Source organism: Acidobacteriota bacterium, assembly GCA_029861955.1.
GTDB lineage: Bacteria > Acidobacteriota > Polarisedimenticolia > Polarisedimenticolales > Polarisedimenticolaceae > JAOTYK01.
Map to the genome: position 1 here is coordinate 1 of JAOTYK010000048.1, position 21,267 is coordinate 21,267.

Consider the following 21,267-nt stretch of genomic DNA (forward strand, 5'->3'; position numbering starts at 1 on the left):
TGAGCCTCGACCCCGAGGTAAACCACCAGGTCGCCGGAAGTGTTGAAGGTGGCGTACATGTAGCTGTTGCCCAGATCGTGCGCCGACGCGACCGTGCCGTTCTGGACGACGCACTGGGCGATCGCGGGCCCGCCGGTGATCTTCGACATATCGAGGATGACGCCGCCGGAGATGTTGTCCTCGATAGCGCCGGCATCGATGCCGCCGTAGAGGTCCTCGAAGTCGGCCACGCGGTTCCTACCGGGAGCACCGGTCGCATCGACCTCATCCTTAACCTTGCCGCCTTCCGTGAACAGGCTGGCCCAGTCGATTCCCAGGCTCAGGTTGTCCGGGGCTCCCAGCAGGCCGTCGACCGCCGCAGCGTTCGGATGCGCCTGCCCGATGGCGGGGCTCGGTAGCAATACGACGCCGATGACGAGGACAACCGCAGCGAGCAACCTCCTCGCGAACACCGTCCGGTCAGCGAACGTGTCGACGCGAGTCTCAGTCCTTTGGATGGAAAGATCAGAATGCTTCTTCAGCTTCATCACGGCGCAGCCCCTTCAAGGTTTATGTCTTCGAACCCCATGACATCCGGCTTCATCACTTAGTCACACGCACAGGCCTGAGGAAAACACGTTGTTTCATCGGACGTCTCCCCCCGGAACCCGAAACCGTGATCCGGCCATTGAAAAACACACTTAGACACTTGTTCCCGAGAGTTCTCGGTTGCTGAATACGTACCGATAATCCTGACCCCCCGCGGTCGCGGAGAAGGGAGGCTCGCTGGGCTTGATGTCAATGCGGTAGAACAGACTGCCCCTCCCCCGAACCGCTGCTAAATACTGTACCCACCATATCGGGTCCGCACTACGGACGATTGTCCGGTTTCCTGGGTAAGAAAATCCGAGACCGATTGTGACCCGCTCGAATTAACCCGTCGAGGATGTGATTCCCTTTCTAATCGCGTATTTGGTCAGCCCGGCGATACTCTGGATGCGCAATTTGTGCATGATGTTTTCGCGGTGACTCCAGACCGTCTTCGAGCTCACGTGGAGTCTCTCGGCAATCTGCCTGGTCGAATGACCCTCCGCGATCAACTGCAGCACCTCGCGCTCGCGCGGGGACAGCCGGATTGCGGTTGAGGCGTGACCGGCCTCCTTATTACGGTAAGCCTCCACGACCGCGCCGGACACGCTCGGAGACAGGTACAACTGCCCATCGACGACCTTGCGGATGGCGACGACCAGTTCCTGATCCGCACAGTCTTTCAGGAGGTAGCCCGTGGCGCCCGCCTCCAGCATCTCCACGACGAAGCGGCTTTCGGAGTACATCGACAGGCACAGAATCCTGGCGTCGGCTCGCTCGGCGATGACCCTGCGGGTGGCCTCGATACCATTCATCCCCGGCATCGTCAGGTCCATGACGATGACGTCCGGAGACGTTTCGGCGGCCATTTTCAGAGCGGACAACCCATCGCCCGCCTCCCCGACGACCTCGATGTCCGGTTCCTTCTCGAGCAGGTATCGGAGCCCCTTCCGGACCACACCATGATCGTCGACCAGCAAGACGCTCACGCTCACGATACGCCCTCGTCTTCGATTCTCAGCGGAAAAGCGATCACGGCACGCGTGCCGCGCCCCGGGGTCGAGTGTAGTTCGAATCGACCCCCGATCTGCTTCATCTGCTCACGAATATTGAACAGCCCGTAGCCTCCGCTCGGACTGAACGTGGTTCCCATTTCGGCGGCATCGAACCCGACCCCGTCATCCTGGACGGTGATACGTACGGTCTCTGCCACCCTCTCGATCGCCACGTGCGCCTCGCTACAATTCGCGTGCTTTCGCGCGTTTAGCAGGACTTCGCCCGTGGCTCGATAAATAACGATAGCCAGGTCCTCGGGTAGCGCCGGGATCGCGCCGGCCGATCGAACACGGAAGCGGAGGGAGTTCTGCTCTCCCATCCGATCCGCCAGTTGCCGGATCGCCGCCTCGAGCCCCACCTCGTAGAGCACCGGCGAGCTGAGTTCGAAGGTCAGCGTCCGGGTCGCATGGATCGCCTGGTCGAGGTGCTCGCCGATCGCTTCCGCGGTTCGCCGAGCCTCGTCCGAGCTCTCCGCGTCCCGAATCTCTCCGAGCCTGATCTTTGCAAACGCCAGATTCTGACCGATCTTGTCGTGCAGCCCGACCGCGATGCGTCGGCGTTCGCGCTCTTCGACCCGCGACAACTCGGTTCGGAGGGCCCGTAGCTTGGTTTGCTCCTCGAGTAAGCGCTGCTCGGTTTGCTTCCGCTCGGTCACATCGACACAGACGACGAGGACGACTGTTTGCCCGTCCGCCTCCCTCACGGCGCGCACGGACTCCTGAACCCAGAGCGTGCTGCCATCCCTGCGGATCTTACGAAACTCCCACTTCACCGCCGAGTCGACGTCAGGGCTCGCGGCGCATTTCGCGAATTGCCGCGACACTGCCGGACGGTCGTCTTCGTGGAACACGCGGAGAACCGATTGTCCGACGAGCTCGTCCTGCTCGTAGCCGAGTTCCTCGGCACCTTGCCGGTTCACGGACAGAACCGTCCCCTCTGCGTCCATCTTGAAAAACATCAGGGGGATGTTCTCGTAGAAAGGCCGGAATCCGGATTCGCGCTCGGGATCCGAGTCGCGCGTTGGCACGGACTTCGCGGTCTGCGCCCCCGATGCTTCAGACCTCGGCTCTCCCTCGCGGTTCCTGGCCCCACGACTCGCTCTGACCCTAAAGTCGCCCATTACTCCTCGCTTACCGCGAAACCCGGCCGTTGTCCTCTCGTCTGCCAAGGACTCTGACCCGTTCCCGGACCCGTAGCCTTTCAATAGTGGTACGGTTACTTTAGACCAGTCCCAACAAATAAAGTCACATCGTCCAAAACCTTGCGATTTACCGCGACTTGGCTGAGTTCTATGGCGCGACCAGCGCGGCTTTGAATCAAGCCGCGAGGCGCTTTGCTGCCGAGCTGGCCACGGCTCCGGAACTCGCGGAGCACACCGCACTCCATGCTCACATGTTCAGGCTAACGCTCGGCGGTCAACGTGGTCCGCGGTAGGTTGATTCGGTAGATCGCCGCGTCGTCGGTCGACAGCGTGAACTGCCCACCGAGCGAGGGTCGCCCGCCCTGGCCGCCGAAATAGTCGACGGCCGCGGACGACAGTATGCCCGAGCGGACCGTCGAGCCGTCTTCGTCGAACCAGCGTCCGCCGACCAGCGTCGGTCGCGGATCGATTTCGACGGTCCCTTCGACGGTCAAACGGCGACCCGACGGTCCCTCGAGCCTCAGCACGAATCCAACCCGCGGGGCGGCATACTGGCCGCCCATCGAGGTGATCCGAAAGGGCACCGGTTGCCAATCGCCCTGTTCGAAAACCTCCACCAAAGGACGATCCGCAGCGCACGCCAGGAGAACGACAAAGAGAAGAAGCGTTGTGCGGCGCGGGCGGGTCGTTGGCATGGTGGAAGTATACGGGCACCGCTTGCGCAGCGTCCTTTCGATCGAACCGGCTTCGGCTAGGTCGTTGCGTCGCTAGAATACTGCGGTCCGTTCCTAGCGGCCACCAACAGGTTGTGTCGCCCTGTCGACATGGAGTCGATAGGACACGTAGACGAGCATCATCAGCGGCAAGACAGAGAACGACTGCGGCCAGCCGACAGATTGACTCGTGTGAACCATCACCGCAGCGGATGCTGCGCCCACCAGGTAGTAAGAGAAGGTCCAGAAGCAGCACTGATGCCAGATCTCACGGAGCGATGTTCCCTCGGCCAGGCACCTGGCGACGGATACCAGAAGCGAGTTGCTGAAATACAAGGCAAGGGTGGTCGCCAACAACAGGACAGGCAGCGAGTCCACGATCGCGGACCCCGGCCATAGCCGGCAGACGACAAAGCCCAGGCTCGTGCTCAACACCAGTGTGGCGGCAGCGAACAGAACCTGCACCGCCCGCGGATGCCGCCGCCCGGTGTTCCAGAAGCTCTGCACCACGCCCGCGGTTGCCGAGATCAGGATCACTTCGGACAGGCTCAACACCATCACGCCGGCCATCAGTAAGACGAAGCTCAGGGAAAGGGTCATGGTCAGACCCGGAAGGCGTACTTTCAGAGTCGAGGCCAGAACAACCATCGATAGGTACGTGACAAACCGAGTACTTTGCGCCAAATCGAGTTGAAGGGCGCCCCAGATCACCAGCATCGCGCCGGCGGCGATCACCGTACCGAGGTATAGCCTGGCTGCCGGGGGAAGGATCGCGTGTTCCTGCGAATCGTCCTGTCGATGTTCGTCACGTCTCTTCAGGGAAAGACGGTAGTAGAAGTGAGCCAGCAAGAGAGGTGGCAGGAGCAGCAGGAAGGCCTCCGCGCGGAACGCCTGGCCGGACAGGGGCAGCAGGCTCACCAATACCGCACCCACGAGATAGTACGGGAACGACCACAGGTACCACTGTCGAGCTACGTCGGTCAGAGACTTTCCATCCAGCAGGGACAGGACCCCGGAAACGAGTCCTGTGTTGACGACGAAGAACAGACAGGCGACGACGGCCACACCACTGGCGCCGGTGACGCCCAGTAGTTTTGCAAGTGGACCGTAAACCAGATAGAAACAGAGCCCGATGCTGACGCTGAAATTGCAGACGTTGAACAGGACCTGAACCAGAGTCGGCCGCCGTTTCGCGTTCCACAGACTCTGAACGAGGGCCCCGCCGCAACCCGCGAGCAAGGTCTCCGGCAGACTGAAGTGGAGCACGCCGATGAGAACGAACAGGAAGCCGAGGGAATAAGAACCGGTCATGCCGGGCAGCTTCATCTTCAGCATGGAGGCGAACAGCGTCAGGAACAGGTAGAGCGAGAAACGCTGCAGGTCGACAGGCTCCCAGTGGAACAGGGACGAGCCCAAGACCAGCGCTCCAGCACCGATCACACACGCCAGGTAGAGTTTGAGTTTTCCGGACATTAGTCGCCCCAGATTGCGGCTTGGGCCAGGGCCATGTTCCGGGCGAAAGTCGAGTCGCCCCAGAGGATCGCATCGCCCCAGATGATCGCATCGCCCCAGATGATCGCATCGCCCCAGAGGATCGCATCGCCCCAGAGGATCGCGTCGGACCAGAGGAGCCCATCGCCCCAGAGGATCGCATCGGACCAGAGGATGGCGTCGCCCCAGATGATCGCATCGCCCCAGATGATGGCGTCGGACCAGATGATGGCCTGAGACCACTCCTCACCGCCCCACGTCATGCCGGTGTTGTCGAATCCGACCGCTCCGGTGCCGTCGTCGGACAGCGCGGAGAGCTGCACCTCGTCGAAGCCGATGAACTGCGTCGTTGCCGCGAGGCCCTGGACGATGCGGAAGCGCACGACAAACTGGTTATTAAAGATGATGGAACTACCAAGATTGTAGGTTCGGAGTCCGCCGGGAGTGCCGACGATTTCCAGCACCTCGAGAGTCGTGAAGCTGGTGCCGCCGTTGTCCGAGACTTCGACTGCAACGAGATCCAGGCCTCCTTCCCCGAAACTGTCGAGGACGAAACTCAGCGTGGCCGAGGTTACCCCGGAGAGGTCCGCGGATCTGCTGATGCTCTCGAGCGAACCGCCATCCTTGTTGTCCATGAAGAGCCGGGCGTTTTCGATGCGGACGTTACCCGTCAGTGGCGAGCCGTCGTCGTTGGCTTCGTTCCACTTTCCGGACCAGGGCTGTGAGCCGTCATTGTTGGCGTAGGTCGCGTCGGCGAACCCATCGCCGATCGTCGCGGAGACGGTGGCGCCACCCTGGCGATAGGCCTTGGGCGACGGGGCGAAATTCGTGTAGCCGGTTTCCTCGAGGGCCGCCGCTACGTCCAGCACGCCGGCGCCGGTGGAGAACGGGCTTCCCATGTCGGGCTTGCGCGCCGAACGCATCAGCCGCGCCTTGACCGTGTCCGGGTTCAGCCCCGGTTCCTTTTCTAGCATGAGCGCCACGGCGCCCGTGACCATTGCGGCGGACATGCTCGTGCCCGACATCACAAAGTAGTCGCTGTTCCTATCGCCCGGAGCTGTAACCTCACGCTCGGGGTAGGTCTTCATCAGGTAACCGCGGGCCGCCTCGGTGGCAATCACCTTGTTGCCCGGAGCCAGCAGGTCCGGCTTGACGTAATGATCGCCGGCGGTCGGACCGAGGGACGAGTAGGTCGATACGATGTCGTTGTAGGGATCGCCGTCGGAGTAGTGCGAGGCGGAGCCGACGGTGATCACTCGTGGTGAATTGCCGGGGCTGGTGATGGTCCCGAAGCCGTTTTGCCCGTCGTTGCCGGCGGAGACGACGACCACGATTCCGGCGTCCCAGACCGCCTCTACCGCCTGAACCAGCGGGTCTTGCGCCGCGGGTTCGTAGACCGGATGTCCAAGGGAGATGTTCACGACGCGGATATCGAGAGCGACCATCATCTGAATCGCCCAGTCGAGCCCACCGATCACGTCGGAAGTCAGGCCCTCGCCAAGATCGTCGAGTGCCCGAACCGCGTACACGTCCGCGCCCGGTGCCAGACCCTTGAAGTGGCCCTGACCGCTTCCGTCTCCGGCGATCATCCCGATCACGTGGTTCCCGTGACCATACTGATCGTCGGCCTTGTTGCCGACCAAACTGAACGTGCCTTTGACCGATCCCGATAGATCCGAGTGGCTCTTGTAACCGCTGTCGACGACCGCGATGCCCACGCCCTGTCCCGTATAGGCCAGGTTCGCCGCGTCGGGGTACAACTCCGTCGGGCTCTGCGCGCCCTCGACCGCCAGGGCCGAGATCGGAGCGTCCACGGTGACGTAGGCGACGTTGGGGTTCCGGGCGAGCGACACGGCGGCATGAGCCGGTACGCGGATCGCGTGACCCGGAATCGACTCGAACGAACGACGTAACGCGCCTCCGGCGTGCTCGATCCGAGCTCGCGAGGAAGCGTCCGGCCGCACGTGGTAGGTCACGATCAGGTCGACCATCTCATGCGGGTTCCCCCGCACCTTCTCGAAGGCCTTTTCGCTCATGTTGGTCGGCCGGTCAACGGGCTTACCGGCCAGAGCCGGCGCGATGAACACGACGAGTAAAAGTGCGAGCCAAAATCGTAATCGGGTCATGTCGGTCTCCTTGACGATCGGTTCGTCGCGTTGCATGAGTGCAAGATCCGAACCAGAGTGGCGACCGGGTGACCGCCAGGGCGGTAAAACCCTTACTTGCAACGAGATGCGAGTGCTATCGACGGGCCCGCTCCAATCCGTCGGGCTCGCGATCGGTCGTGCGCCCAGACGGGGACCGACCGAGCGTCGGGCAACAATGACCGAAGTCCGGTCACCCAGCGGTCATCGGGCCCGTCATCATTGAGATCACCGATCGCAGAGGCCTCGGCTAGCCACGGCTTCTCTCGGAGCCTGGCAGATCCATCTTCTCTTCGACTCGCGCAAGCAGAGCCTCAGCGGCGTCGAGCTTGGGCTCGATCGCAATCGCTTTCCTGGCTTCGTCCCGCGCTTCGCGAAGGCGACCGGCTTGCTCGTGGAGTTGAGCCAGCCGGTAGCGCCCGAAGGCCAGGTTTCTTCCTTCGGAGTTGGCAATAAAGTGCCGGAGAGACTCTTCGCCCCGCTCCGCACAGGTCTCCAGACGAACACAGAGCCGACCGATCTGGTAGTGGACGATCGGCTCGTCGTACCCCAGCGCCAGCGCGCGCTCGTAGTCGGCAAACGCCTGGACGTCTTTTTCGCGCAACTGTACTCTCGCGTTGGCGCGTTGGTACCAGAGCCAACCATCTTCATTCCTCAGCTCGAGGGCTTTCGTGAAGTGGCTCTCTGCCTCGCGGTATTTCTCGGTGCTGTGGGCGTGCCGACCGCGCACCCGCTGGCCGTCGTAGGCCGAAACGGCCGCGAGCTTCTGGATTTGCTCTTCCGCTCTTCGACGACTGCCACCCACGATTCCCGGAGCGAAGAAAAAGAAATCGGCAAGCTCTTCGTGAGCTCCCACATGCTCGGGGTCGAGTTCGAGCGCACGCTCCAGTGTCGCGCGGAGCTTCCCGGCGATGCGTCGCTTGCTCAGCAAGCCGACTTCGTCGAGACGGATCTGGTAGGCGAGGCCCAGCAGGTGGTGTGACTCGGCGCTCGCGTCGCCCTTATCGTGGAGAGCATCGAGCGCTCGAATCGCTTCCTCGGCCTGGCCCTCATCCACCGCCGCTCGGATCGGATCGAGAGCGGCCGATCCCTGCGCTGGGGTCACCGCCGGCCAGAAGAGAAGAGGGAACAGGAGTGCGATCCCGGTGATCGTTTGTCTCATGACAGCTTCCCCCGGCGGTGCCAGATCATGACCAGGCCGAGAAAGACCCCCATCCAGATCGCGCACAACGGGCCCGGGTCGAAGAGGCCCGACTCGGCCGGCGGATGGGGCAGGGTGGCGAAGTTGATGCCCAGGACCATCGCCGCGATCAGCATGCCTGCGCCGCCCAGGATTCTCTGGCGCAGATAAAGAAAAGCGCCGAGAGCGAGAAAGAAGCAGCCACCGGCGATCCAGATGTCGAAGACGATGTCGAACGAGAGCTGTACCCAGTTGATGCCCCACAGGATCCGCTCCAGGGCGTCTTTGGTCGCCTCCACCTCGGCCTCGGCGATCGCCTTACCCATCATGGTGAAGTTCGAGTCCTGGATCACCGCCATCATGTTGACCGCGACGCCGGCGATGCAAGTAAAGAGAACGCCGATCTGAAAGAAAGGCCGCGACCGGTTCTTGGCGCGAAGGAGCACGCCGATGGCAAAGGCGGCCAGCGTCAGGGTTGGGCCGAAGCTGTAGAAGAGAATTCGGCCTATCTCCCAGGGCAAAATGTGGAAGACAGATGAGAAGAAGTAACAGAAGAGGGCGAGGCTGCCGGCGACGGCAGCGATCCAGTACCACTCGCGATCCGATGCCTCTCGATTGTCGCCAAGATCTGAAGTGGTAGTCATCGTGTTTCTCCTGTTTTCTCCAGCCCTTCCTGCTGCCGAAGCTCGGCAATGTCGTGAAGCCGCCAGCGGTAGAAGAGGTAGCCATGGATGACGTGGACGGCCTCCTGGAATCGGAGGGTGAGCTCGGCACTCTCGTCATCGTCGCGCCCGGTGACGGCCTGGTTGCGTAGCGCCATCTCGTAGCGGCTCAGATCGCGGACGGTGTCGCTGATCCGGGTCGTGACGCCGAGGTCCATCCCGGTGGCTTCGACCAGCGAGTGCGTCATTCTCACCATTCTTATGTCCGTGGCATCGAAGCTCGAGACAGGCCCCGGGATGGGCACGAGCAGCCGGGCCTCGATCATCTTTCGAACAAAGCTGAGCGGCACGCGAGCGGCCTTCGCCAAGCTGCTAGCGGTCAAGGGCTCGGAAGAGCCATCGATCACGACGTTACCGACGACTGCCCTCTCGAGTTCGATCGCGACTTCCGGCTCGACTCCTCGGCCGATGAGTTCGGCGACCCGCTTGAGAAGCACGACCGGAAGCTGCACGCCTAGCTCACGAATTCGGCCGATCGCCTTGAGAATCCGCAGGTGGTGCTCGCCGTAGGAGGCGGCGTTACGAGCCGTCTTCTCGGCGGGCGGGAGGATGCCCTCACGAAGGTAGAAGTGAATTCTCGACCGCGGCACGCCGGAGGCGCTCTCCAGGGCTTTCATTTTCATTTGCAGAGTATAGAGTGTTACTCTATACAATACAAGAACGCGATCGACCTTCCGATCGGGTTCGACCCATTCGGCGCCGGCAGTTGGCTAGAAGCCGACCGCGACGCCCACGCGGTAGATCCACGGGTCGTCGTAGGGCGAATTGGCGTCGTCGTGGTTGAAGTTGTAGAGGGCGAGGGTGTACAGCGAGCTGCGCCCGCCCAGCGACTGTGAGAATCCCAGCCCGGCTCGCAGGCTGTCGAACTGGTCGCGCCCCTCCGACCCATCGAAGAATCGGAACTCGTAGTCCAGGTACTCGTACTCGACCTGGCCGAAAAAGCTGGGCGCGATGGTGTAACGGGCGAAGAGGTTGGATCCGAAATCGTGGGTGGTCAGGTCGGGGTCGAACCGCTGGTCATCGCTGTAGCGGTAGATCAGGCCCAGCCCTACCGACAGCTTGTCTGTTGCACTGAAGCCGACGTTTGGCTCGAGAGTGACGAAGTCGACGTCGCCGAAACCGACGCCGATACCGCCTCCGAACCACATCCGGTCGGTAACCTCGCCCGCACCGGCGCCGGAAACACTCAGCAGCGCCAGCGCAGCGATAGCCAGGATGTGCCGAAAGCAGCGCATGGCACATACCGTACTACCCGCGAGCGGAAGGGACAACTGCGGCAGAATCGCCCCTGCTTGTATGCCGGCGGTTCAGAACCTAGGTTCTCCTGAAGGGGTAAGGAGAGCCAGGCCATGAAGCGACTCACCGTGTTGACCGTCCTGTTCGTCCTGGCGACTGCGGGTTGCGCCGCGCGTTATCAAAACGTGAGGGTTCCGCCACGAATCGATCTCAGCCAACACGAGATCATCGCGGTCGTAGAATTCGATTCTACGAACGAAGGTCAACTCGGGCCGCTTGCGACGCGTCGTTTCACGGATCTCGCCCGTCGCGACCAGGGTCTGGTACGGATGATGAACGTCGAGGCCAACAGCGATCAACGCGACACCATCGCGATCAAGAGGCTCGCACAGAAACACGGAGCCCAGACGGTTCTCGTCGGTAAAATTGACGTGTCGGACGTCCGACCCAACCTGAGTGTCTCTCGAACGCTCAAGGCGGGAAGCCTGACGGCCAACGTGGACGCCATCCTCACGGTCGACCTGATCGAAACCAAGACCGGAGCATCGATCTGGAGCGCATCGGCTCGGGCGACGAAGACCGTAGGTCAGATCAACGTCTTCGATCGAAAGAACATCACGTTCGACGCCGAGGATCCGGAACAGGCCTACGGTGTGCTCGTCGATGCGCTCGTGGCACAGGTCACGCGGGATTTCCGGACGACGTGGATTCGCCAACCGGTCCCACGATAGTCGCAACACACAACGGGACACCTTGTGTGTTTAGACCCTCGGCTTTCCCGTCTTTCTCATGTGGATCTCGCGACCTTCGTCGGCGTACCGAACCTCGTCCATCAATTCGTTGATCAGGAAGACGCCACGACCGCTGCTCTTGACCTTGTTTTGAGCGCTCGTCGGATCGGGCACCGCGGAGACGTCGAATCCCGTCCCGGGATCGCGAACGACAATCAACACCTCACCGGACTCGTCGCACGTCACGCAGCATTGCACCCGCTTGGTCGGGTCAAGCTTACAGCCGTGACGAATCGCGTTGGCCAGCGCTTCCCGTAAAGCCGTCTCGATTGCAAATTCATTCTGGCCGACCCACTTGTTGTCGCTGAGGACCTGCATGACTCCGTCGGTCACGGTATCGATGGCCGAGGTCTCGGCCTGGAACGTCATGTCGAACTTGCACGCCGAGCAGAGAGGGATCATCGCACTGAGTTTCTTGACCTTTCCCAGCGATTCATTCAGTTCGTCGACCAATTCGGTTTGCTTTTCCTCGGCAGCGTCACGTTCCTTGAGCGCCTGCCTCAGTTCGATCAAGTTTCGCCGTAGTTCGAGTTGCCCGACCGCCTGATTGCGCAACGCCTCCAGCGCCTCGAGTTGCTCATCGGTCAGTTTCCGGGGTTCACTGTCGATCACGCAGAGCGTTCCCAACGCTTGCCCCTCCGGTGTGATCAGAGGCGCGCCGGCGTAAAAGCGGATGTGCGGATCGGAACGCACTAACGGATTATCACGGAAGCGCTCATCCAGCAGCGTATCCGGGACCACGAAGACTTCCGGCTGTTGGATAGCGTGGGCACAGAACGCAAGTTTTCTCGGAGTCTCGCGGGCTTCGATTCCCGTTCGCGCTTTGAACCACTGGCGATCGGAGTCGATCAGACTGATGAGTGCGATCGGCGTTTGACAGATGTAGGAAGCCAGTAGACTCAGATCGTCGAAACACTTTTCCGGGTCCGTGTCGAGGATGCGGTAACTGCGAAGCGCCTCGATCCGTTCAGTTTCCTGATCCATCGTGACCTCCCATCTGTCCTGGGGTCCAGTCTAGCCCCTCGCGTCCAATGGCTGAAACAACACCTCAAGATCCGCCGCCGACAGCGGCGTCCCACCCTTCGCCCCGCCTCTCTTGTAGATCCCCTCCGCCAACTCCCGTTTACGCTCCTGCAGCGCCAGCATCTTCTCCTCGACACTTCCGGAGACGATCAGCCGGTAGACGAACACCGGCTTGTCCTGACCGATGCGGTGCGCACGGTCGGTCGCCTGGTCCTCGACCGCTGGGTTCCACCACGGATCGTAGTGAATGACCGTGTCGGCAGCGGTCAGGTTCAGCCCGGTCCCGCCGGCCTTCAGGCTGATCAGGAACAGCGGCACCTCTTTCGCCTGGAACTGCCGGACCGGCGATTCGCGATCGCGAGTACTTCCGACGATCTTCACCCACCGCAGCTCACGTCGACGCAGCTCTTGCTCGATCAGCGCGATCATGCTGGTGAACTGCGAGAAGAGCAGGATCCGCCGACCCTCCTCGAGCATCTCCTCCAGCATCTCCATCAACGCGTCGAGCTTGGCCGTTCCTGCGACGTTCTTCGCTTCCTCGATCTTGAGCAGCCGCGGATCGCAGCAGACCTGACGCAACTTCAGCAGGGCGTCGAGAATCACGATCGTCGACCGTCCGAGTCCCGTGTGTGCGATTGCCTGGCGCACCTTGTCGTTCATCGCCAGGCGGATGCTCTCGTAGAGATCGCGTTGCGAGCTCCCCAGTTCGATCGAGCGGGTTATCACGGACTTCTGCGGCAGGTCGACCTCAACCTCGTCCTTGGTGCGACGCAGCAGGAACGGCCGAACGCGGGCGGCCAGCTGCTTGCGGCGGACATCGTCGCCGTGTTTCTCGATCGGCGTGCGGAAGAGTTTTCGAAACTGCTTCTGATCGCCGAGAAGACCCGGCATCAGGATATGGAACAGCGACCACAGTTCGCCGAGGTGGTTCTCCATCGGCGTACCCGTCAGGCACAGACGATGCCGGGCCTCGATCCAGCGAGCCGCAAGGGACGCCTTCGTCTTCGCGTTCTTGACGAACTGCGCCTCGTCGAGGATCAGTGCGTGGTACGCTTGCGAGGCCAGTTCCTTCGCGTCGCGTGTCAGGAGGGAATACGTCGTCACGACGACGTCGTACTCGGCGAGGCGTTCGAAGTGCGCACTGCGCGACTTGCCGTGCAGCACGAGCACTCGCAGATCGGGCGCAAACCGCTCCGCCTCGCTGCGCCAGTTTCCGATTACGCTGGTCGGAGCAACCACCAGACTCGGGCGGTCCGCACGACCCGCCTGCTTTTCACAGAGCAGGTGCGCCAGGACCTGCACCGTCTTCCCCAGACCCATGTCGTCGGCCAGAATTCCGGCCAGGTCGTGTTCTCGCAGGAATTGTAACCAGTTCAGCCCGTCGCGCTGATAGGGGCGCAGCGTGCCGTAAAAATTGGCGGGAACCGCGACCGGTTCGATCCGTTGAAAGTCCCGCAACTTGCGCCCTAACTCACGCGTGCGTTCGCCGCCGGTCCAGACCGGCGCGGCGTCGCCCAGCGCCTCGTCCAGCTCGGCCAGTAGCGGAGCGTGGAGCGGCGAGAGCGAGAGCGCCCCGCCCGGTGTGAGCGGACGCTCCCCGAACAGGTCGATCAGCGTGCCGAGAATCGCCTGGACACGCTTCGCCGGCAGTACCAGGGTCCGGCCGTCGGTCGTGTGTAGGGCGAATTCGCCCGCGACTTGCGATCGGAACTCGTCGAGCGAGAAGGCGGGATCGCGCAACATCTCAACCAGGATCGGCAGCAGGCTGTGGCGTTCGCCGCCGATCTCCACGCCCAGTTCCAGATCGAACCACGGGTTTGTCTCATCGACGCCGTCAGCGACGTCGGCATACCACTGCTGCTCACCCTCGATCACGCGGTAGGGAAAGTCGTCGTCGATCTCGACGACCCAACCTGCGTCGCGCAGCTCCGGCACGCGCCGACGAACGAATTCGATCAGGAACCCCTCGCTGTCCTCATCGTCCAGAACCGACAGGAACTCCCCTGCCAACTCCTTGTCCTTGGTCTCGGGAGGCGCCAACTCGATCAGTTCCACAAATCCCATGTCCTCCAGCCGTTCGACGGCGACGATCTCCATGTCGAAATCTCGAAGCGCGATTGCCCGGTCGTCGTCGAGGTCGACAGTCAGGTCGTCGTAATCGAACCTGAGCTTCACCAGAGGTAGCGTGCCATGAAGGTGCAACCGCAGGTGAGGCACCGGTACGGATTTGCGATCTTCGGCTGAGACGACCTGCGGGACGGACGGCGCGGTCGCCGTTTGCTTCTCGACCCCCAGTTCGAGGGGGCCGGCGACGCTCCCCCGCGGATCCACGTACCACGGCGGCTCGACGGCCAGCCACACAGCGTCGGGGTTGTCCACGCCGACGAACTCGGCTCGCGGTTCACCGGGACGCAGCGGCGGTGAATTCGTGTCGCGCCAATGGCAGCGGCCGGTGGCCAGCAGTCGCTCCAGCAAGCGGGCGCCGGACTCCGCGTCGATCGTCAGCGGGGCGTAGAAACTGTGTGTCTCGCGGTAGCTGACCGCGTGCGCCAGGATTGCGAGCAGGAGCTCGCCATCGTCCCCGCCCACGTACTTCGGACGACGCGGTCCCCCGGTGAAGGCACACCGCTTCGCCGCACCGTAGCGTCCACCCTTGAGAACACGGACAGTCCGGGGATGCACGGTCAGACGCCGCCGGAGCGGCTCGCGGTCCAGCAGGTAGAGCAAGCGGTACTCGCGGTCGGCTCTTGCGTTGGGCTCGCTCGTTTTCCATGTTTTTAGCTCCAGCCCCTCGCCGCCAAGCACGGAGAGCAGCACGGCCGCGACGTGCTCGCAGTGCCGCCCGGTTCGACACGAGCAGTTGCCGGACAGTTCGACCCCGCCGTCAGGGCGGACGTCGGCTCGGGCGCTCACGTTCAGCGCGCCACCGCTCGATGGTCGCACGACCCCGAACAGGCGTTTGGCTCCGGGCAGCGTCGATCGCACGGTAACTTCGTCGCGCTCGACGTGCGCCCGCGCCTCGAGGAGCGCGGGGATTCCGAACGAGTGGATCAGCTCGGCAAATCCGTAAGTCAATGTGGAGTCCTCGTATCGGAGACTCGGCGGGGACGGCTTCGGTGGATACCGGAAAGAAGAAGTTAGCCGACTGCGAGCTACAAAGCGATAGGAGGCTATCGAATGGCCATGGCGAACATCGCGAGAATCGCCGTCAGGATGCCGACGCACGACGTGACCAGCGCGATCGTGGCCTGACGCTGGGCCCGCTGCGCGGCGACCTGGGCCTGCTTCGCAGCGACCTGGGCCTTGGCAGCCTCCTTGAGCGCCTGTTGTGTCTGGCGATTCGCTTCCTGCAACGCGACTTGCATCGGGTCGATGGGCTTGGGCCGGCTGTCTTCGATTTCCTGTTCCTGGCGCGCAACCCAACCGGTGACGAGCCCGACCGCCCTGTCCTCGAAGTACCGGTCGGACAACAATTTCTTGACCCGCCCGAGGCCCATTCTCTCGAGCCTTTCGAGCAACTGGTCCGGTGTTTCATGGGTGACAGGTGCGGACATTGGGACCCCCTCAGTGAAAAACATAGGTCCGGGGGATCAGAATTCAAGAAATCGGGACGACTGGATACGGACGGTGCGTCCGAGGAGTCTGGACACCCAGATGCACACCTGAGTCGGTGCGCCCGACCTACGGGTTGGCCGCGACCTCCGATGCAACCAGGGCCTGGAGCTGGGGTACGCCGAAACGGGTCAATGGCTTGCCGTTGACGAAGAAGGTCGGGGTCTTGCGCACTCCAAGTGTCGTGGCGTCTGCCATGTCTTGCTGAAGGATGTGCGCGATATCGATGCCCTGCATCTCGAGCTCGAGGCGGGTCATGTCGAGGCCGAGGGATGGCAGGATCTCCAGTAGCTTCTCGGGTTCCGGGTGGTGGTGGCTGGCCCACACGGACTGGGTGTCGAACATCAACTGCAGCGTCTCCCAGTACTTCCCCTGCTTGCGAGCCGCTTCCAGCATCTTGACCGCGGTGTCGGCGCCCTGGTGCAGGGGGATGTACCGCAGGACCAGCTGTACTTGTCCTGGGTGTGCGTCGAGGATCGCTTTGACGTGGGGGGACATGGCTGCACAGGACTCGCAGCCGGGGTCGAGGAATTCCACGAGAGTGACCTTCGCGTCGCGTGGCCCGAGCCGCTGGGCGTAGCCACGAACAAACGCATTGTCGACGGGGCTTGCTTTCTCGATCGATGCCAGCTCTTCGGCCCGTTGGTTGTTAAACAAAGAAGTGGCCAGGATGAACCCCCCGACAAGTAGGCCAACAGCACCGAGGACCAGGACGAGTTTCTGCTTTGAAGTCATCGAGACGAGCTCCGCAATAGGGTGATGAGGAGCGCTGTGATCGCTCCAAATGCAAAGAGGGACAACATGGGTATCGAAACAAATCCGAACACGCTCAGATCGACGTCAGCGCACGAGACCCCCTGGCTGCAGGGTGCGGCGCTCTCGGGAATGACTCCGACCTGCAACAGCATGTGGTAGAGCGCAGCCAGGCTGCCTGCCGCGGACAGTGGGAGAGCGTATCGCACCACCTTGGCGTCGAAGGGGAACAGGCCCATGAAGAGCACGAGGACCAGGGGGAACATGAACACCCGCTGATACCAGCACAGCGAGCAAGGAGGCAGCCCCATGACCTCGCTGAAGAACAGGCTACCCAGGCTGGCGGTGGTGACGAGCAGCCAGGCCGCAAGGAGCAGGAGCCAGTCCGTATCGAGCTTGTTGGAAACGGTGCGTTCTTGATTCATGGTTCTTCCGATGAGCTCCGGCATGTTTTGTACACGCTGGTCTCGGCACCGTCAATGAGGACAGGATGATGAGGAATCGGTCAGAGCGACCGGTTTTCGCCCACGTCGCCCACCCTTCGAACACCACCTAAAACGCGAATTTTCCCCAAACCAAGCCTCGCGAGGCTGAACCGCACCCTGGCACGTGAATTGAAAGAGTTCGTGTGACGAATGACTAACCGCGCCGATGCGGAGGTTTCAATGTGTCGAACTAAGACCCTGAGAAGTACAACACGTTCCTGGCGACTACAGGCGTTGATCGCCCTGGTCGCCGGAGTGTGCCTCGTCGCCCAACCGGTCGTCGCGGGGTCGCACGGCGAGAGTATGAGCGCCGCTGCCCGGGCCAAGGCGCAGATGGCCTCGCCCGGAGAGATGGTCGACGTCCTCCTCATGCATAAGCATTCGGAACGAGCCAACCTGACGGGTCGTGTGCGAGGACTCGGCGGTGAGGTGATTCGCGAGTTCGAATCCATCGCAGCCGTGGCCGCGCGCCTGCCTGCCGGCGCACTGGAGAAGCTGGCCGATCATCCGGCGCTTTCCTTCATGGCATTGGATGCGCCGGTTGCCGCCTTCGCTGACGCTTCGATCAACGACCCTCGGTCTACGGTGGACATGAGCCAGGCTGGAGCTTACGGGCTGGACGGCACCGGCGTGACGGTGGCCGTACTCGACTCGGGCATCGACAGCCATCCGGATCTCTCCCTGATCCAGAGCGTCGACATCCTCCCCGCCTATTCCAGTTGCGGATTCCGAAGTGACCGCATCGAACACGGACTGAACACCCTGTTCCGCTTCGAGGACGGCGACTGATCGGTCGTTCGAGATACCTCCGGTGTCTCCACCGCACTCGACCTGACCATCGAAGACCCGTCCAACGTGACATGGACGGGCGACGGACTCGAGATCGACAGCGCGACCCGACTGAGTTCCCAGGATCCGAAGAAACTCCTCCGCGCCTCGGCGATCAGCAATGAGATCACCATAGAAGCCTGGATCGTTCCCGGCCTGGCCAGTCAAGGCGGCCCGGCGCGTATCGTCAGCTCCTCGATCGACCCTTACAACCGAAACTTCACGCTTGGCCAGAACGGTAACCGCTACCAGTTCCGCCTTCGCACCACGACCAACGGAGCGAACGGGATGAACACCATGCTGAGCAGTAGCTCGGGTAGCGTGGCCACGACGCGGCAACACGTCGTGGTAACCCGTGACTCCAACGGCATGGCCGCGATGTACCTCGACGGCGTGCTCGTCGATAGCGCGCAGATCAGCGGCAACTTCAGCAACTGGAACCCGGCCTACGACCTGGCCCTGGGCAACGAGTTTTCGGCCGGGAGCACCAGCACCAGTCGCGACTGGGTCGGCGGTCTTGAGATGGTCGCCATCTACAGCGAAGCCCACAGCGCGTTGGACGTTCAGAACAATTTTCAGAAAGGAAGCCCTCACGCCGACAGCTGCCTCAACCCATCTCCGCGAAAAGATCCGTGGGGTCATGGCACGCACGTCGCCGGCATCGTTGCAGGAAACGGCACCAGTTCGAACGGTGCGTACGGCGGTATCGCGCCGGGCGCCGACGTCGTTTCAGTCCGCGTGCTCGATCAAGACGGTCAGGGCTACGCCTCCGACGTGATCGCCGGCATCGACTGGGTACTGGCGAACAAAGACCAGTACGGCATCGATGTGGCCAACATCTCGCTCGGTCAAGCGATCCAGCAATCCGCAGCGAACGACCCGCTGGTGCTGGCCGTCGAGGCGATGTGGGACGCGGGAGTGGTCGTGGTCTGTTCGGCCGGCAACCAGGGCCGTGACGGCTTCGGCACGATCACAAGCCCCGGCAACTCTTCCAAGATCATCACAGTCGGCTCGGTTACCCAGTGGGGTACGACCGACACGTCCGACGACATCATCTCGTCCTACTCGTCCCGTGGACCGACACTGATCGATCAGTTCGTCAAACCCGATCTAGTCACGCCCGGGAACCGGCTGGTGGGGGTCTCCTCGACCGCTTCCGGTCTAGAGACCATCTTCCCCGGGCAGAAGATCGCGGGAGTCGGCAATACCGCAGAGGGCTACATGCTGCTCTCCGGCACAAGCATGTCGGCGGCGGTGGTCTCCGGAGTGGCGGCGCTGATGCTCGATCAGGATCCGACATTGAATCCGGCGACGGTCAAGGCGCGTCTGATGCGCTCGGCAGTCAAACCTCCGGCGGGCAATCCATTCATGCAGGGAGCCGGGATGCTGGACATCACCGGCGCGCTGTACGAAACCGGAACCGTGTCCGCAGCACCGTCACCCAAGGCGCTCAAAGACGAGGCCACGGGAATGATCGGCTTCGAGAACACGGGTGTCAGCTGGGGTAACTCTCAGTTCTCCCAGGCGTTGCTCTGGTCCGACGCGTTGCTCTGGTCCGACGCAATGCTCTGGTCCGATGCGCTGCTCTGGTCCGATGCGCTGCTCTGGTCCGATGCAATGCTCTGGTCCGACGCGCTGCTCTGGTCCGATGCGCTGCTCTGGTCCGATGCAATTCTCTGGTCCGATGCGATGCTCTGGTCCGATGCGATGCTCTGGTCCGACGCAATGCTCTGGTCCGACGCGATGCTCTGGTCGGATGCGATGCTCTGGTCCGACACGGCCGATGGACTGGTAACAGACTGATCGTGATTTTCGTGAACGTGAAACCATCACTTAATCGCGAAGGCACACCATGAACAAGCTCTCCAAGCTCTACATCATCGGGATCGACGCGGCAGCGATAGCCGCGGCGATCGCGATGCCCCATGAGGGCCTGGTCGAGAGAACGCCGGCGTTGTTCACGTTGATCGCGCTGGCCGCCCTGACCGGTGCGCGTTCAGTGCAGATCCCACGGCTCAATCTAAAATTAACCCCGGGGGACGTGTTCACCTTTTGCGCGCTTCCCATCGTCGGCCCACTGGGCGCTGTTCTCGTCGCATTCGCCAGCACATTGAGCGCAGTGGCGCCCGGCAAGAAGCGACCGAAGCCGATGCAAGTCGCGTTCAACCTGGGTGCGTTGCCGTTGTCGGCGGCGGCCGCCGCGGTGGTCTGGCAGATCCTGCCCGCCGCCGGGTCGACCGGAATGACCGGTGGCTTGTTGGCTCTGCTGGTCGCGGCCGCGGCCTTCCTGATCGTCAACGGCCTCCTCGTGGGCCTGATGCTCCGACTGCATAACAAGACGGCCTTCTTCCCGTTCTGGGCCCGGGCGATCTCGCTCTCCTTCGGGCCGACGCTGCTTAGCCTGCTGGCGGCCGTCGGGCTGGCCGCTTTCATCGAGATCACCGGCCCGGTGGGACTCGCGCTCGGCCTGTTTGTCTCGGCCGAATTGGTACGGGCATTTAGGGCTCGCGAAGGCCTGATGGACGACGCCGCGACCTCCTAGACCCCGACCGCCAGCCGGCGATCGGGGCCTGTCCCTTGTTCGGTCAAGCCGGGCTCAGTCTTCGCAGCCCTCGTCCTCGTTGACGCAGAAACCATCCTCCTCGCTGAACGTCGCGTTGTCGTCAACGCCGATCGCGCCGACCTCGACCTTCACCGGCGTGTCGTCGGGCAGCGACGCCAGGTAGTCGGCCGGCACGGTGACTTGCGTGAGCGGAATATCACCGGCGACTCGGATCGAGAACACCAGCGCGCCCGCCGGATCGCCGTCGTCGACGTCGGGCTCGAGCACGATCTCCCAGGCGGCAACGGCCACGCTCTCGGGATGCACCGGGAGCACGCCGTCCATCACGAGCACGTCGAGCTCGCCGGCCGACGCGCAGTTACCCAGGTCGTCTCCGGCGGACCAGCTGATCACGCTGCCGTCGAAGTCTACGTCGGCGGGAGCGGCGGGGAGCTCGTAGGTGAGCGTCGTCTCACCCTCGGATTTTTCCCCTTCCTCGCCACGTCCGATGAACGTGTAGGTCCCCGCCTCCCAGAGGTCGAGGAACTCCTCGAGCGTAACGATCTCGTCGTCCGCATCCGCTTCGGGATCCGGCCAGCACAGCGGCTCAGCGCTCTCGGCGAAGTTTTCCGTCAGGAACTGCTCCGCGAGCTTGCCGGAGGCCCGGTTCTGGTAGATCTTTTCGCCGTCCGGGTCCTCCATGCGCGCGGAGATCAGGTCGTCCCCGTCGAACAGGAAGTGGAAGCCGATGTCCCCGTCCGTGGAATTGATCTCGATCAACACCTTGCATTCTCCGTGGTCGCCGCACGGCTCGGTCGCCAGGACGCCGGGAGCACCGACGCCAATGACAAGCGCGATCCCTGCCGCGATCGAGAAGATTCGAATCGTGTTCCTCATATCACCACCCTCCTGAAGTTGGAAGTGCCGTGCGGATCGCACAGCGCTCCTGGTCGCTCGGTGAGAGGGGCGTGGGAGCGAGAATC

Annotated in this window: 20 protein-coding genes and 1 pseudogene; 4 read left to right on the plus strand and 17 right to left on the minus strand. The window is 62.6% G+C overall.

Annotation, left to right across the window (positions count from 1 at the left end):
* The 10 genes from OES25_15905 to OES25_15950 form a co-directional block, all read right to left on the minus strand.
* Positions 1 to 527 (minus strand): hypothetical protein (locus OES25_15905; protein ID MDH3629125.1); only part of this gene is annotated, 527 nt, incomplete at its 3' end.
* Between the two features lie 384 nt (positions 528 to 911).
* Positions 912 to 1,562: a response regulator transcription factor gene (locus OES25_15910; protein ID MDH3629126.1), complete on the minus strand. Its 651-nt coding sequence runs from the start codon at positions 1,560 to 1,562 to the stop codon at positions 912 to 914.
* Complete coding sequence (locus OES25_15915; GenBank protein ID MDH3629127.1) at positions 1,559 to 2,743, minus strand: PAS domain S-box protein; 1,185 nt, start codon at positions 2,741 to 2,743, stop codon at positions 1,559 to 1,561. The genes OES25_15910 and OES25_15915 overlap by 4 nt, the downstream gene beginning before the upstream one ends.
* A gap of 281 nt (positions 2,744 to 3,024) precedes the next feature.
* On the minus strand, positions 3,025 to 3,459 hold the full coding sequence (locus OES25_15920) for a hypothetical protein (GenBank protein MDH3629128.1): 435 nt from the start codon (positions 3,457 to 3,459) through the stop codon (positions 3,025 to 3,027).
* Positions 3,460 to 3,552: 93 nt separating this feature from the next.
* Positions 3,553 to 4,950 (minus strand): hypothetical protein, encoded by a 1,398-nt coding sequence (locus tag OES25_15925; GenBank protein ID MDH3629129.1) that lies wholly within the window; start codon positions 4,948 to 4,950, stop codon positions 3,553 to 3,555.
* Positions 4,950 to 7,130 carry a S8 family peptidase gene (locus OES25_15930; GenBank protein ID MDH3629130.1) on the minus strand — a complete coding sequence of 727 codons (2,181 nt, stop codon included), beginning with the start codon at positions 7,128 to 7,130 and terminating at the stop codon, positions 4,950 to 4,952. Before OES25_15930 ends, OES25_15925 begins: the two co-directional genes overlap by 1 nt.
* A 232-nt stretch (positions 7,131 to 7,362) precedes the next feature.
* Positions 7,363 to 8,274, minus strand: coding sequence for a hypothetical protein (locus OES25_15935; GenBank protein ID MDH3629131.1), 912 nt, complete (start codon positions 8,272 to 8,274; stop codon positions 7,363 to 7,365).
* Positions 8,271 to 8,936, minus strand: coding sequence for a hypothetical protein (locus OES25_15940; GenBank protein MDH3629132.1), 666 nt, complete (start codon positions 8,934 to 8,936; stop codon positions 8,271 to 8,273). The genes OES25_15935 and OES25_15940 overlap by 4 nt, the downstream gene beginning before the upstream one ends.
* Positions 8,933 to 9,637, minus strand: a complete 705-nt coding sequence (locus tag OES25_15945) for a MerR family transcriptional regulator (GenBank protein MDH3629133.1) — start codon at positions 9,635 to 9,637, stop codon at positions 8,933 to 8,935. The genes OES25_15940 and OES25_15945 overlap by 4 nt, the downstream gene beginning before the upstream one ends.
* 87 nt (positions 9,638 to 9,724) lie before the next feature.
* A complete protein-coding gene (locus tag OES25_15950; GenBank protein ID MDH3629134.1) occupies positions 9,725 to 10,249 on the minus strand; it encodes a hypothetical protein in 525 nt (174 codons plus the stop codon).
* Between the two features lie 114 nt (positions 10,250 to 10,363).
* On the opposite strand from OES25_15950, the gene OES25_15955 reads away from it, so the two are divergent.
* Positions 10,364 to 10,981, plus strand: a complete 618-nt coding sequence (locus OES25_15955; protein MDH3629135.1) for a hypothetical protein — start codon at positions 10,364 to 10,366, stop codon at positions 10,979 to 10,981.
* Between the two features lie 30 nt (positions 10,982 to 11,011).
* On the opposite strand, the gene OES25_15960 is transcribed toward OES25_15955, so the two are convergent.
* The 6 genes and pseudogenes from OES25_15960 to OES25_15985 form a co-directional block, all read right to left on the minus strand.
* Positions 11,012 to 11,410 (minus strand): ATP-binding protein, encoded by a 399-nt coding sequence (locus OES25_15960; GenBank protein ID MDH3629136.1) that lies wholly within the window; start codon positions 11,408 to 11,410, stop codon positions 11,012 to 11,014.
* A gap of 141 nt (positions 11,411 to 11,551) precedes the next feature.
* Positions 11,552 to 12,025 (minus strand): annotated as a pseudogene (locus tag OES25_15965) (GAF domain-containing protein).
* A 30-nt stretch (positions 12,026 to 12,055) separates the two neighbouring features.
* Positions 12,056 to 15,139 carry a DEAD/DEAH box helicase gene (locus OES25_15970; GenBank protein ID MDH3629137.1) on the minus strand — a complete coding sequence of 1,028 codons (3,084 nt, stop codon included), beginning with the start codon at positions 15,137 to 15,139 and terminating at the stop codon, positions 12,056 to 12,058.
* Between the two features lie 95 nt (positions 15,140 to 15,234).
* Entirely contained in the window at positions 15,235 to 15,618 is a 384-nt protein-coding gene (locus tag OES25_15975; protein ID MDH3629138.1) for a hypothetical protein, read from the minus strand.
* A gap of 127 nt (positions 15,619 to 15,745) precedes the next feature.
* On the minus strand, positions 15,746 to 16,411 hold the full coding sequence (locus tag OES25_15980; protein MDH3629139.1) for a thioredoxin domain-containing protein: 666 nt from the start codon (positions 16,409 to 16,411) through the stop codon (positions 15,746 to 15,748).
* A complete protein-coding gene (locus tag OES25_15985) occupies positions 16,408 to 16,854 on the minus strand; it encodes a disulfide bond formation protein B (GenBank protein MDH3629140.1) in 447 nt (148 codons plus the stop codon). Before OES25_15985 ends, OES25_15980 begins: the two co-directional genes overlap by 4 nt.
* Before the next feature lie 240 nt (positions 16,855 to 17,094).
* Between OES25_15985 and OES25_15990 the strand changes: the two genes are divergently transcribed.
* The 3 genes from OES25_15990 to OES25_16000 all read left to right on the plus strand — a co-directional run bounded on the left by OES25_15990 (position 17,095) and on the right by OES25_16000 (position 20,284).
* Positions 17,095 to 17,703, plus strand: coding sequence for a hypothetical protein (locus tag OES25_15990; GenBank protein ID MDH3629141.1), 609 nt, complete (start codon positions 17,095 to 17,097; stop codon positions 17,701 to 17,703).
* Positions 17,704 to 17,769: 66 nt separating this feature from the next.
* On the plus strand, positions 17,770 to 19,545 hold the full coding sequence (locus OES25_15995; protein ID MDH3629142.1) for a S8 family serine peptidase: 1,776 nt from the start codon (positions 17,770 to 17,772) through the stop codon (positions 19,543 to 19,545).
* Between the two features lie 49 nt (positions 19,546 to 19,594).
* A complete protein-coding gene (locus OES25_16000; protein ID MDH3629143.1) occupies positions 19,595 to 20,284 on the plus strand; it encodes a hypothetical protein in 690 nt (229 codons plus the stop codon).
* A 54-nt stretch (positions 20,285 to 20,338) separates the two neighbouring features.
* Here OES25_16000 and OES25_16005 read toward each other — a convergent pair whose 3' ends face one another.
* Entirely contained in the window at positions 20,339 to 21,181 is an 843-nt protein-coding gene (locus OES25_16005) for a hypothetical protein (protein ID MDH3629144.1), read from the minus strand.
* Positions 21,182 to 21,267: the final 86 nt, after the last annotated feature.

Coding starts and splice junctions, on each gene's coding strand:
- OES25_15915 (MDH3629127.1), bottom strand. CDS start 2,743: ATGGGCGACTTTAGGGTCAGAGCGAGTCGTGGGGCCAGGAACCGCGAG.
- OES25_15920 (MDH3629128.1), bottom strand. CDS start 3,459: ATGCCAACGACCCGCCCGCGCCGCACAACGCTTCTTCTCTTTGTCGTT.
- OES25_15925 (MDH3629129.1), bottom strand. CDS start 4,950: ATGTCCGGAAAACTCAAACTCTACCTGGCGTGTGTGATCGGTGCTGGA.
- OES25_15930 (MDH3629130.1), bottom strand. CDS start 7,130: ATGCAACGCGACGAACCGATCGTCAAGGAGACCGACATGACCCGATTA.
- OES25_15935 (MDH3629131.1), bottom strand. CDS start 8,274: ATGAGACAAACGATCACCGGGATCGCACTCCTGTTCCCTCTTCTCTTC.
- OES25_15940 (MDH3629132.1), bottom strand. CDS start 8,936: ATGACTACCACTTCAGATCTTGGCGACAATCGAGAGGCATCGGATCGC.
- OES25_15945 (MDH3629133.1), bottom strand. CDS start 9,637: ATGAAAATGAAAGCCCTGGAGAGCGCCTCCGGCGTGCCGCGGTCGAGA.
- OES25_15950 (MDH3629134.1), bottom strand. CDS start 10,249: ATGCGCTGCTTTCGGCACATCCTGGCTATCGCTGCGCTGGCGCTGCTG.
- OES25_15955 (MDH3629135.1), top strand. CDS start 10,364: ATGAAGCGACTCACCGTGTTGACCGTCCTGTTCGTCCTGGCGACTGCG.
- OES25_15960 (MDH3629136.1), bottom strand. CDS start 11,410: ATGACGTTCCAGGCCGAGACCTCGGCCATCGATACCGTGACCGACGGA.
- OES25_15975 (MDH3629138.1), bottom strand. CDS start 15,618: ATGTCCGCACCTGTCACCCATGAAACACCGGACCAGTTGCTCGAAAGG.
- OES25_15980 (MDH3629139.1), bottom strand. CDS start 16,411: ATGACTTCAAAGCAGAAACTCGTCCTGGTCCTCGGTGCTGTTGGCCTA.
- OES25_15985 (MDH3629140.1), bottom strand. CDS start 16,854: ATGAATCAAGAACGCACCGTTTCCAACAAGCTCGATACGGACTGGCTC.
- OES25_15990 (MDH3629141.1), top strand. CDS start 17,095: ATGTGTCGAACTAAGACCCTGAGAAGTACAACACGTTCCTGGCGACTA.
- OES25_16000 (MDH3629143.1), top strand. CDS start 19,595: ATGAACAAGCTCTCCAAGCTCTACATCATCGGGATCGACGCGGCAGCG.
- OES25_16005 (MDH3629144.1), bottom strand. CDS start 21,181: ATGAGGAACACGATTCGAATCTTCTCGATCGCGGCAGGGATCGCGCTT.